We start from the raw sequence: 11,931 nt of genomic DNA, 5'->3' as shown, positions 1-11,931 counted from the left end.
TGATTCTAGTTTCAATTTTTGAATTTGTATTCACTTCTTACCCGAACCCCGCTACGCTGGGGGCCAATCGCCCGTGCGGGCAGCGGTCCTGCAGACCGCCGCCCGCTCCCCCGCCGGGCGCGCCCATTTCCTGCCATCCCGTCGTGGAGCCACCACAATGCACGTGCCATCCCTGAACTTCGACCTTGGCGAAGACATCGACCTGCTGCGCCAGAGCGTGGCCCATTTTGCCGCCGCCGAGGTCGCACCGCTGGCCGCCGAGGCCGATGCCAGCAACCAGTTCCCGCTGGCCCTGTGGCCGAAGCTGGGCGAACAGGGCCTGCTCGGCCTCACCGTGGAAGAAGAATACGGCGGCACCGGCATGGGTTACCTGGCCCATGTGGTGGCGATGGAAGAAATCTCGCGTGCCTCCGGCGGCATCGGCCTGTCCTATGGCGCGCACTCCAACCTGTGCGTGAACCAGCTGCGCAAGAACGGCAACGAAGAACAGAAGCAGCGCTTCCTGCCCGGCCTGTGCAACGGCAGCCTGGTCGGCGCGCTGGCGATGAGCGAGCCGGGTGCCGGTTCGGACGTGGTGTCGATGAAGTTGCGCGCCGACAAGCGCGGCGACCGCTACGTGCTCAACGGCAACAAGATGTGGATCACCAACGGCCCTGACGCCGACGTTCTGGTGGTCTATGCCAAGACCGACATGGAAGCGGGTGCCAAGGGCATCACCGCGTTCCTGGTCGAGAAGGGCATGAAGGGCTTTTCCACCGCGCAGAAGCTGGACAAGCTGGGCATGCGTTCTTCGCCCACCTGCGAGCTGGTGTTCCAGGATTGCGAGATTCCTGAAGAGAACGTGCTGGGCCAGGTTGGCGGTGGCGTGCGCGTGTTGATGTCCGGCCTGGACTACGAGCGCGTGGTGCTGTCCGGTGGCCCGCTGGGCCTGATGGCTGCGGCGATGGACGTGGTGATGCCGTACGTGCACGAGCGCCACCAGTTCGGCGAGCCGATCGGCAGCTTCCAGCTGATCCAGGCCAAGATCGCCGACATGTACGTGGGCCTGGGTGCCTGCCGCGCGTATGTCTATGCCGTGGCACGTGCCTGCGACCAGGGCCGCACCACCCGCCAGGACGCCGCCGGTGCCATCCTGTACGCCGCCGAGAAGGCCACCTGGCTGACCGGCCAGGCGATCCAGATCCTCGGCGGCAACGGCTACATCAACGAATACCCGACCGGCCGCTTGTGGCGCGATGCCAAGCTGTATGAGATCGGCGCCGGCACGTCCGAGATCCGCCGCATGCTGATCGGCCGCGAACTGTTCCAGCGCACCCTGTAAGGCCAACGCGATGACCGTCCTGAACAGCCAGCTGCAACCGGGCAGCGAAACGTTTGAAAGCAACCGTGCCGCCATGCAGGCCGTGGTCGACGACCTGCATGCCACCCTCGCCCGCACCGCGCTGGGCGGCAGCGAAGCCGCGCGCGCCAAGCACACCGCACGCGGCAAGCTGCTGGTGCGCGACCGCATCGACGCCCTGCTCGATCCCGGCAGCGCCTTCCTGGAAATCGCGCCGCTGGCCGCGCACGGCATGTACGAAGACGCCGTGCCCGCCGCGGGCGTGGTGGCCGGCATCGGCCGCGTCAGGGGCGTGGAATGCGTGATCGTGGCCAACGACGCCACGGTCAAGGGCGGCACCTACTACCCGATGACGGTGAAGAAGCACCTGCGCGCGCAGGAGATCGCCGAGCAGAACCACCTGCCCTGCATCTACCTGGTCGATTCCGGTGGCGCCTTCCTGCCGCTGCAGGACGAGGTGTTCCCCGACCGCGATCATTTCGGCCGCATCTTCTACAACCAAGCCAACCTGTCCGCGCAGGGCATCCCGCAGATTGCCTGCGTGATGGGCAGCTGCACCGCCGGCGGCGCCTATGTGCCGGCGATGAGCGATGAGACGGTGATCGTGCGCGAGCAGGGCACGATCTTCCTCGGCGGCCCACCGCTGGTGAAGGCGGCCACCGGTGAAGTGGTGACGGCCGAGGAACTCGGCGGTGCCGATGTGCACACGCGCATTTCCGGCGTGGCCGACCACATGGCCGACAACGACCTGCAGGCACTGGCGCGGGTGCGCGCGATCATCGCGCAGTTGAACTGGCGCAAGCCGGAACCGGCGATGGCGGTGCAGGCCAGCGAAGAACCACTGTTGCCGGCACACGAACTGTACGGGGTGATCCCGGCCGATACGCGCAAGCCCTACGACGTGCGCGAAGTGATCGCGCGCCTGGTCGATGGTTCGCGTTTCGATGAATTCAAGCCGCGTTACGGCGCAACGCTGGTGACCGGCTTTGCGCATCTGAACGGCTACCCGATCGGCATCATCGCCAACAACGGCATCCTGTTCTCCGAGTCGGCACTGAAGGGCGCACACTTCATCGAGCTGTGCACCCAGCGCAACATCCCGCTGGTGTTCCTGCAGAACATTACCGGCTTCATGGTCGGCCGCAAGTACGAACAGGGCGGCATCGCCAAGGACGGCGCCAAGCTGGTGATGGCCGTGGCCTGCGCCAAGGTGCCCAAGTTCACCGTGGTCATCGGTGGTTCGTTCGGTGCCGGCAACTACGGCATGTGCGGCCGCGCATACTCGCCGAACTTCCTGTGGATGTGGCCAAACGCGCGCATCGGCGTGATGGGCGGCGAACAGGCCGCCAGCGTGCTGGCCACGGTCAAGCGCGATGGCATCGAAGCCAAGGGCGGCCAGTGGCCGGCAGTGGAGGAAGATGCATTCAAGGCACCTATCCGCGACCAGTTCGAGCAGCAGGGTCATCCTTACTATGCCAGCGCGCGCCTGTGGGATGACGGCGTGATCGATCCGGCCGACACCCGCCGGGTGCTGGCCCTGGCGCTGTCGGCCAGCCTCAACGCCGCCCCGCAGCAGACGCGCTTCGGCGTGTTCCGCATGTAACCCGTGCCATGACCGAGTCTGTTGCCATGTTCACCAAAGTCCTGATCGCCAACCGTGGCGAAATCGCCTGTCGCGTCATCGCCACCTGCCGCCGCCTCGGCATCGCCACCGTGGCGGTGTATTCCGATGCCGACCGCAACGCCCGCCACGTGCGCCTGGCCGACGAAGCCATCCACATTGGTCCTGCCGCCGCACGTGAGAGCTACCTGCGCGGTGATGCCCTGCTCGATGCCGCACGCCTGACCGGCGCGCAGGCGATCCACCCCGGTTACGGCTTCCTGTCCGAGAATGCCGACTTCGCCGACGCCTGCGCCGCCGCCGGCATCACCTTCATCGGCCCACCGGCCAGCGCCATCCGCGCGATGGGTGACAAGAGCGCGGCCAAGGCACTGATGGCCAAGGCCGGTGTGCCGCTGACCCCCGGCTATCACGGCGACCAGCAGGCGCCGGACTTCCTGCGCGCACAGGCCGACGGCATCGGCTACCCGGTGCTGATCAAGGCCAGCGCCGGCGGCGGTGGCAAGGGCATGCGCAAGGTCGAGCGCAGCGAGGACTTCGTCGATGCGCTGGCCAGCTGCCAGCGCGAGGCGGCCTCGGCGTTCGGCAACGACCATGTGCTGGTCGAGAAGTATGTCGAGCGCCCGCGCCATATCGAGATCCAGGTGTTCGGCGACAGCCACGGTGAGGCGGTCTATCTGTTCGAGCGCGACTGCTCGGTGCAGCGCCGCCACCAGAAGGTGCTGGAAGAGGCGCCGGCGCCGGGCATGAGCGCAGAACGTCGTGCTGCAATGGGCAAGGCGGCAGTCGATGCCGCGCGCGCGGTGGGCTACGTCGGTGCCGGCACGGTGGAGTTCATCGCCGGCCCGGACGGCGATTTCTACTTCATGGAAATGAACACCCGCCTGCAGGTCGAGCACCCGGTGACCGAGTACATCACCGGCACCGACCTGGTGGAGTGGCAGCTGCGCGTGGCCTCGGGCCAGCCGCTGCCGCTGCGCCAGGAACAGCTGGCGATCCACGGCCACGCCATCGAAGCGCGCCTGTATGCCGAAGATGCCGACCGGGGCTTCCTGCCCTCCACCGGCACCCTGCGCCGCCTGCGCCTGCCGACCCCGTCGGCCCATGTGCGCGTGGATACCGGCGTGGAGGAAGGCGACAGCATCACCCCGTACTACGACCCGATGATCGCCAAGCTGATCGTCTGGGACGTGGACCGCGAGGCCGCACTGCGCCGCATGAGCCAGGCGCTGGCCGACTGCCAGGTGGTGGGCGTGACCACCAATGCCGGTTTCCTGCGTCGCCTGGTCAACACCGATTCGTTCGCGCACGCCAAGCTGGACACCGCGCTGATCGAGCGCGAGCAGGCGGCATTGAGTGCAGTGGGCGACACGGATGATGCCCTGTGGCTGCTGGCCGCTGTGGCTGCGGTTGCAAGCACGGGCGGCGCCAGCACCGACGCGCGCGATCCGCATTCGCCGTGGCAGGCCCAGGACGGCTGGCGCCTTGGCGCATCGGCACCGCGCGTGCTGCCGCTGCAGCAGGGCGAACGCAAGCAAACACTGAAGGTGTGGGCGCAGGCCGATGGTTGGCGCGTGCAGCGCGATGACGCCGCGCCGGTGCAGGTGCTTGGCACGGCCGATGCACAGCATCTGACCGTGCAGCTGGGCGAGCGCCGCTGGTCACCGCAGCTGCTGCGCGAAGGCGACCAGCTGTATCTGTTCGGCGCCGATGGCCAGCACCGCTTCACCCTGCACGATCCGGTGGGCGAATCGGACCACGCCGTGGCCGATGCCGGCAGCCTGCTGGCGCCGATGCCGGGCAAGATCGTCGCGACACTGGTCGCGGCCGGCACCGAGGTCAAGCGCGGCACGCCGCTGGTGGTGCTGGAAGCGATGAAGATGGAGCACACCCTGCAGGCACCGGCAGACGGCACGGTGAAGGGCTACCGCGCCAAGGCCGGCGACCAGGTGGGTGATGGTGCGGTGCTGGTGGACTTCGAAGCGGCGTGAACGATGACGCGCCGGGCCCTAGGGCCCGGCTGCATCGGCATTCCCTGCGCGTGGGTCCGCCCGCGGCCACACGTGGCCATCCGGGTCCAGCTCCGCGGTGATCTTTGTGCCACTGCGCCAGCCCAGCCCGCAGATCGCCAACGCACCTTCGGCCATCGGCTGCAGGCCAAGCGCACGCCCGGCCTCGGATTCATTGATGGCCGCTGTAACAAAAGCGCCCAGGCCCAGTGCGGTGGCCGACGCATACAGTGCCTGTGAAACATGGCCTGCATCCAGCGTGACAGCGCGGTAGGCCTTGGCATGGTTCCGATACTTCCAGAAGTTGCGCTCGAAGCGGCACACCAGCACCAGCAGCACGTGTGCATCGGCGAACCAATGCTGCCCGGCCAGCAAGCGCTGGCACAGCGACTCCAGGTCCTGTGGCTGTGCCGGCAGCCGGCCCAGCTCGTGCGCCACCGCATGGTAGTGATACAGCCCCGGGGCCATTCCCTCCACGTTGCGTACCAGCAAGTAGGCCTCCAGCGGATGCAGGCTGCCGGCTGAAGGCACGTTCTTCTTCAGGAACCGCACACCTGGATCGGTTTCCACCTCGGCCTGTGCCATCAGCACCTGCTGCAGCACGCGCGCCAGCAGTGGCAACGGCAGCGCACGCGCGCTATCGAAGTTGCGGCAGGTAGCCCGTGCCTGCAGCTGCGACTGCATCGGATCATCCTCGTAGCACGGCAGTGCCTGTGCTCCATGTATACGCGGAGGTGCCTCGGGTGGCGGACTGCCGTAGCTGCGCACCAGATCGCGTGCGGTCACCAGCTGGTGCTGCTCCATGTCCTGCACGCTGTCCACCTCGTCCCAGCACGACTGCTGGTAGTGCAGCGCCGACAGCGGCCACCAATGACTATCGCGCAGGCGCTGCTCGGCAGCGCAGGCCTTGGCGTGGGCCGGATCATCGCTGACCAGCAGGCCCTGCTGCAGCAATGACAGCACCCGACCGCGCGCGTCCGCTGCTTCCGGCAACGGCTGCCACTGTTCGGCACTGCAGGCCAGCAACCAGGCACAGCTTTCCGCGTCGATCACCTGCACCGACGGCAGGTGCGCCGCACGCACCTGCAGGACCGGCTGCAGCTGCACGCCGGTACCACCAGCCAGCAGTTCCTGCAGGTTGAAGGACGGGCGTTCGACCGGCTCGACGAACAAGGTCCGGCAACGACGGAATCTCATCGCAATGGCATCCGAGGGCTGTTCGGGGCGCCGATCATAGCGTGGCGGGTGCACGTACCCATCAACTTCGCGGCGCCACCGCCGATAATTCCATTTTCCCATTCTGCTGGTGCTGATCCCATGTCTGCTTCCCCCCTTTCCGCCGACGTTGTCCAGCAGCTGCTGGAGCGCCTGGCCAGCGATGATGCCTTCCGGTCCGAGTTTGCCAAGGATCCCGGCCTGGCCCTACTCGCACTAGGTGCGGACGAAGACACCGTGCGTGCCTGCCGTGCATCACTGGCGTCCCTGGGCAGCAAGATGGAGTTCGCCCAGGCCGCATCACGCATGCGGACCCTGCTTGGGACACGCGCCGCCTTCAATGTGCCGTTCCTGTTCGAGGATGGCTTGCCTGGTCTCCAGCAGGAGTAACGATCAGGGTGCCGCTGCGTCCGGGCTGCTGTGAGAGGCCACGGGACTCTCGATCAATGCCAGCCGCTGCACGTCGTTCACGTTCAACGGCAGCAGTGCGTAGTCGCCGATGTTCTCTGCAAAGGCCAGGCCGGCATGGTGTTGAAGCCAGCGCAGCTGACGCTGCGCTGCATCGTGCTGACCCTGGGATCGCAGCAGATCCAACTGCAGCACGCGCCACTGGAACAAACTTGCCTGGCGCTGCTGCGCCAACAACTGCTGTGCACGCAGCGTTTCTCCAGCGTCCAGGGCCATGCGTGCCTGCAGCAGGTTCCACAGTTCGCGCAGGCGCGGATCGTCGTCGCGTTCGGGCAGCGCCTGCAGCGCGTCCCTTCGCTGCATGACCACCGTTGCCTGGCCGGCGCGCAGCGCATGGTAGGCAGCGGCAAGAGCGATGAATGCGTTGCGCCGTGCCGGTGCAGGCTGGTCACGATCGATCGCCGCGAGCGCGCGATCGAGCACCTGCTGGTACTCATGTCCCGGCACGGAAACGCCTTGCCGTGCACGCCAGGCCAGCGCCTGCAAAGCGAGGATGTCACACATCCCACCTGCGCTGGGGCACTGCGACGCAGCCTGCTGCATGTCGCCCGCAGCTTCAGCGCTGCGACCCTGCATGGTCAGCACGGCAGCCCGCTCCATGCGTGTCCCGGGGCCCAATGGCCCCATCGCGGTGAACCCGGCGTTGGCCGCGTCGAAATCGCCAGCCAATGCGGCAATCACCGGCTCCATGCCATCGCCGTTCCAACCCGGGTGCAGCCGCGCACCGCGCAGGGCTGCTTCCGCTGCGGAGGCTTCGCCACGGGCCAATTGGATGCGTGCAACAAACGCCAGCACCAATGCACGGCGCGAATGCTGGCGTCCCAGCAGCGGCTGCGTCGCGGCCAGTGCGCCATCGTAGTCACCCTGCGCGAACTGCACCATCGAGTAGTTCATCCAGCCGGCCGGGTCGTCCGGGTACAACTCGGTCAGCATGCGCCATTTGTCAGCGATGCGTGCAGGCGGTGCCCCTTCGAAATCGGCCGCCCAGGCATCGAGATAGAGCTGGTCGCGCGCGGTCAGGTGCGTACGTTGGCTGACCGCCTTGCGGTACAGCGCCGCGGCCTGCTCCAGATTGCCCTTTGCGTGCTGGATGTTCATCTGCCCGACGTAGGCGAAGGCAAAGGCAGGATCCAGCCGGGTCGCCTGCTCGAAGAACATCAACGCATCGTCATAGCGCGCGGCAGCCGTTGCATCGACGCCCTTGGCATAGGCATGCAGTGCGTCCAGATTGGCGGTAGCCACGGTTGGCAGCGGCCGCTGGTCTGCGCCGACGTCACGAAGCGCTTCGCCAAGGTCCGTACGCAGCGCCGCAACCACGTGATCCGTCGAGGCGAGGATCGAATCCAGCCCGCGACCGTCGGCAAAGCGTGTGTAAACGGTCTGTCCGCTACGCGGATCCACGACTTCGACACTGACCCGTACTTTGCCATTGAGCTCCAGCACACTGGGGATCAGTACCGCACGAACTCCGTCACGCAGCGCGACCTCGATGGCCAGCCTGCGGTCCAGCCGCGCCTGCGGAGGGCGCTGCATCAGCTGCAGGGTGTCACGCACCTTCAGCTCGCTGAGGATGTTGACGAAACGCGACTGCCCCAGGCTGATGTACAGCGCCTGCTCCAGGCTGCTGTCCAACTGGGGATATGCCGTGGCGTTGTGCACCGCCGCCACGATCACCCAGTCGCGTTCGGCGAAGGCGATGGCCGGTGCCGGCCGAAACAGCGTCCACAGCACTCCGCATAGCGCCAGCATGAGTGCCGCCTCGGTCACCAGCGCCGCTGGGCGACGCCACAGCGGCAGATCCCGCCACGCTTTTTCACCCGAGCGCGGGCGACGTAGCGGGGCGCTGCCACGCAACCCCACTTCGAATACTTCCTGGCGTTCGCCGATGCCCTTGAAGCGCCAGCAGCCGTGATCCTTCCAGCGCAGCTCGTCAGCCGCCCAGGGCAGTTCGCTGGCTGCCCGACGCGTCATCTGTTCGGCGGCCGCGGACAGCAGGACCTGTCCAGGCCACGCCAGCTGCATCAGGCGCGCAGCCATGGGCTTGGCCAGGCCTTCCACCTCCACCGGTTTTGCGCCGTGGGCAACGGCCTCGGCACTGTTGTTCCACAGCAGCACGTCACCCACGTGCAGGCCGGCGCGTGCACGCAGAACAACGCCACGTTCGCGCCCCAGTGCATCAACGGCGTTCTGGTAGGAAAGAGCAAAGCCGATGCCATCGATGGGACGTTCGAACAGGATGAACAATCCGTCAGACCGATCGATCAGCTGGCCGTTCCAGCGCTGCTGCAGGCCAAGCACCAGGCGGTCATGCTGCTGGAACAGCTCAGCGGCGGCAATGTCACCGATCCGCTCGACCAGCTGCAGCGAATCGCACAGATCGGTGAACAGCAGAGTCCGCACCTGCGAACTCTGCATCGGGAGAAAATCCGGAATGCCGTCCATTGCCACCTCTGCTGCTCATTGTCCGCTTTCGGAGTCGCCGCCCCAGCGCAGGCAGTTGCCACCATCGCGCTTGGCCTGGTACAGCGCGCGGTCCGCGTTGGCGTACCACTCGCTCCAGCCTGCCTCCGGCGCCAGCAGGCTGGCACCGATGCTGACCAGGCTGACGTGCGGCGTGCCATGACTGCGTTCGAGCAGGCCATGCACCGCGCTGAGGATGAACTCGGCCGCGTGCTGCACGATCTCATGGTTGCCACGGCGCAGGATCAGGCAGAACTCATCGCCGCCGAGGCGGCAGGCCAGGTCCTGCTCACCGGCCATCGAGCGCAGGATGTTGCCCATGCTCTGCAGTACACGGTCGCCGGCCTGGTGGCCGTGGCGATCATTGATCTGCTTGAAGCGGTCGCAGTCGATCAGCAGCAGTGCCTGCGGCAACCCTTCGCCATCGGCGCGGCATTCCTGCAGGTACAGGGTGAGGCCACGACGGTTGTGCAGCCCGGTCAGTTCATCGGTACGTACCAGTTCACGGGTGTGGGTCAACTGGTGGGTGGTGATGTACAGGTTGTCCAGCGCGGTTTCCAGATCGTGGTTGCGCCGACGCAGCTGGCTGATCAGCGCCTGCTCGTTGGTCAGCACGCGCATGATCGTACGGCGCAGGAAGTAGGCGACCAGGCCGGGATCGGATTCCACCAGGCGATGGAAGTCGGCCGGGCCCAGCTCCAGTACTTCACAGTCGGCCAGCGCGCGTGCACTGGCGCTGCGCAGGTGATCGCCGACCAGCAGGCCAAGCTCACCGAAGAACTCATGCTGGCCGAGCGTCTTGATCACCAGGTCCTCGCCGAAGTCCAGTTCGATCTGGCCTTGGAGGATCACATACATCCGTTCGCCGCGATGGCCACGCTGGAACAGCCATTGTCCGGCATGAAGCTTGCATGGACGGGCAAATCTGGCGAACAATGCGACCTCGGCAGCGGACAGCAGCGCGTGCACGATCTCGGCCATCGCCACCCGGGCGATACCTGACGTCACATCACTGTTCTCGGCCGCACCCCTGCCGGTCATTCCCTGCACCCGCCGCCAGCGTCCCCTGGTGAGCCGCGGAGCATAGCACCGCTTTAAAGTGTGCGCCCTATCTCATTTTGACCCGTCTGCCGATCTTGATTGATGTGAAGATCGGTGGTGGCCCGTTCTGGTCACGGGTGTCCGGGCAAAACCCCTGCTGGATCAATCCGATGCTGGGTTTCACAGGCTTTCGGCCAAGTTGCCGGCACGCGGGGGTGCGCCTGATTGACGCTGGCTGCGCGCTGCTCCCTTGCATCGATACAACAACGCCGGCAGGTCCCCCGACCGGCCGGCGTTGTCTGGCCCTTCCCTGGCCACCCTGATCGGATTTCGAGGCTTCGGTAGCGCCGGCCGCTGGCCGGCTTCCCTGTGGTGCCCGAAGGATCGCGTGGTTGCCGGCCAGCGGCCGGCACTACCGCATCACGCCGCGCGTTCGCTGCGCCCGCCGTGGAACTGCTCTTCCTCAGTCGAGCCGGTCAATGCGGTGGTCGACGACTGGCCCTGCTGGATCGCCTGGGTCACCGCATCGAAGTAGCCGGTGCCAACCTCACGCTGATGCTTGACCGCAGTGAAGCCGCGCTCGGCCGCTTCAAACTCGGCTTCCTGCAGTTCCACGAACGCGCTCATCTGTCGACGTGCATAGCCGTGGGCCAGATTGAACATGCCGTAGTTCAATGCATGGAAGCCGGCCAGGGTGATGAACTGGAACTTGTAGCCGTAGCTGCCCAGCTCGCGCTGGAACTTGGCGATGGTGGCGTCGTCCAGGTTCTTCTTCCAGTTGAAGCTGGGCGAGCAGTTGTAGGCCAGCAGCTTGCCCGGGAACTTCGCATGGATCGCCTCGGCGAACTTGCGCGCGAACTCCAGGTCCGGCTTGCCGGTCTCGCACCACACCAGGTCGGCGTAGGGCGCATAGGCCAGGCCACGACTGATCGCCTGGTCCAGGCCGTTGCGGGTCTTGTAGAAGCCTTCCACGGTGCGCTCGCCGGTGGCGAATGGCTTGTCGTTGCCATCGATGTCGCTGGTCAGCAGATCCGCGGCTTCGGCATCGGTACGTGCCACCAGCAGGGTCGGCACGCCCAGCACGTCGGCGGCCAGGCGCGCAGCGTTGAGCTTCTCGATGGCCTCGCGGGTCGGCACCAGCACCTTGCCGCCCATGTGGCCACACTTCTTCACCGAGGCCAGCTGGTCTTCGAAATGCACGCCGGCGGCACCGGCCTCGATCATCGCCTTCATCAGTTCGAACGCATTGAGCACGCCGCCGAAACCGGCTTCCGCATCGGCCACGATCGGCTGCAGGAAGTCAATGTCGTCCTTGCCTTCGGCGTGGTGCAGCTGGTCGGCGCGCAGCAGCGTGTTGTTGATGCGCTTGACCACCGCCGGCACCGAATCGGCCGGGTACAGCGACTGGTCCGGGTACATCTGCCCGGCCAGGTTGGCGTCGGCCGCCACCTGCCAGCCGGACAGGTAGATCGCCTTCAGGCCGGCCTTGACCTGCTGCATGGCCTGGTTGCCGGTCAGTGCACCCAGCGCGTTGACGAACTCGCGCTCATGCAGCGATGCCCACAGCTTCTCTGCACCCAGGCGGGCCAGCGAATGCTCGATGTGGACGGTGCCGCGCAGGCGCACCACGTCGGCGGCGCTGTAATTGCGCTGGATGCCTTCCCAACGCGGGTTGGTATCCCAGTCGTGCTGGATCTGTTCGGCAGTGGGCAGCTTGCTCATGTCTTTCTCCAGTTCGGTTCGTGCGTGCAGCGGGGAGGGAAACGGCGGGATACGCG

At 66.4% G+C, this 11,931-nt stretch carries 8 protein-coding genes; 4 read left to right on the top strand and 4 right to left on the bottom strand.

The annotated features are described in order from the left end of the window. Window positions 1-157: 157 nt before the first annotated feature. From ACZLHH_RS01255 to ACZLHH_RS01245, 3 genes are read left to right on the top strand one after another with little or no spacing between them, the layout of a single operon-like run. Window positions 158-1,321 (top strand): isovaleryl-CoA dehydrogenase, encoded by a 1,164-nt coding sequence (locus tag ACZLHH_RS01255; protein WP_014645571.1) that lies wholly within the window; start codon window positions 158-160, stop codon window positions 1,319-1,321. A 10-nt stretch (window positions 1,322-1,331) separates the two neighbouring features. Next, window positions 1,332-2,942 carry a carboxyl transferase domain-containing protein gene (locus ACZLHH_RS01250; RefSeq protein WP_180844598.1) on the top strand — a complete coding sequence of 537 codons (1,611 nt, stop codon included), beginning with the start codon at window positions 1,332-1,334 and terminating at the stop codon, window positions 2,940-2,942. 8 nt (window positions 2,943-2,950) lie between these two features. Beyond that, on the top strand, window positions 2,951-4,951 hold the full coding sequence (locus ACZLHH_RS01245; RefSeq protein ID WP_429000439.1) for an acetyl/propionyl/methylcrotonyl-CoA carboxylase subunit alpha: 2,001 nt from the start codon (window positions 2,951-2,953) through the stop codon (window positions 4,949-4,951). 18 nt (window positions 4,952-4,969) lie between these two features. Here the strand turns inward: ACZLHH_RS01245 and ACZLHH_RS01240 are convergent, their stop codons facing one another. After that, window positions 4,970-6,166 (bottom strand): putative peptide maturation dehydrogenase, encoded by a 1,197-nt coding sequence (locus tag ACZLHH_RS01240; RefSeq protein ID WP_071229560.1) that lies wholly within the window; start codon window positions 6,164-6,166, stop codon window positions 4,970-4,972. Between the two features lie 120 nt (window positions 6,167-6,286). Here ACZLHH_RS01240 and ACZLHH_RS01235 point away from each other — a divergent pair, with 120 nt between their 5' ends. Further along, window positions 6,287-6,574 carry an NHLP-related RiPP peptide gene (locus ACZLHH_RS01235; protein ID WP_049462810.1) on the top strand — a complete coding sequence of 96 codons (288 nt, stop codon included), beginning with the start codon at window positions 6,287-6,289 and terminating at the stop codon, window positions 6,572-6,574. A 3-nt stretch (window positions 6,575-6,577) separates the two neighbouring features. Here ACZLHH_RS01235 and ACZLHH_RS01230 read toward each other — a convergent pair whose 3' ends face one another. The 3 genes from ACZLHH_RS01230 to aceA all read right to left on the bottom strand — a co-directional run bounded on the left by ACZLHH_RS01230 (window position 6,578) and on the right by aceA (window position 11,875). Beyond that, the gene (locus ACZLHH_RS01230) at window positions 6,578-9,067 is read right to left on the bottom strand and encodes a putative peptide modification system cyclase (protein WP_180844596.1); all 2,490 of its coding nucleotides are present in this window, start codon (window positions 9,065-9,067) and stop codon (window positions 6,578-6,580) included. Between the two features lie 42 nt (window positions 9,068-9,109). Next, window positions 9,110-10,153, bottom strand: coding sequence for a GGDEF domain-containing protein (locus tag ACZLHH_RS01225; RefSeq protein WP_071229558.1), 1,044 nt, complete (start codon window positions 10,151-10,153; stop codon window positions 9,110-9,112). A gap of 420 nt (window positions 10,154-10,573) precedes the next feature. Beyond that, window positions 10,574-11,875 (bottom strand): isocitrate lyase, encoded by a 1,302-nt coding sequence (gene aceA / locus ACZLHH_RS01220; protein ID WP_004153647.1) that lies wholly within the window; start codon window positions 11,873-11,875, stop codon window positions 10,574-10,576. Window positions 11,876-11,931: the final 56 nt, after the last annotated feature.

This window comes from Stenotrophomonas sp. 28608_Sma, assembly GCF_056486185.1.
This window is presented reverse-complemented; position numbering and strand designations above follow the sequence as displayed.